1 protein-coding gene is annotated in these 231 nt (G+C 54.1%); it reads left to right on the top strand.

The annotated features are described in order from the left end of the window. Positions 1–231: hypothetical protein (locus AAEZ02_RS23645; RefSeq protein ID WP_351125705.1), on the top strand; the 231-nt coding region annotated here is incomplete at both ends.

Genomic DNA, 231 nt, shown 5'->3' with positions numbered 1-231 from the left:
ATCACCTATGTGTTAACCGACGGCTCTGTCCCGACCGACACGTCTACCTTGACCATAACCGTGAGCCCAGTGAACGATAACTTCACTGACGCGAACGAAGTGATTTCAGTGGCAGAAGACAGCGGCGCAAACACGGGCACTGTATTAACCGGCACCAGCTCAGTTGATGGTCCGGTGACCGTACACAGCTTCAGCATCGACGGCGTTACTGGCCCATTGACCTTAGGTCAA

This window comes from Shewanella sp. T24-MNA-CIBAN-0130 (genome assembly GCF_040310185.1).
GTDB lineage: Bacteria > Pseudomonadota > Gammaproteobacteria > Enterobacterales > Shewanellaceae > Shewanella > Shewanella psychromarinicola.
The sequence above is the reverse complement of the archived record's forward strand: the minus strand, read 5'-3'. Positions and strand labels throughout refer to the sequence as shown.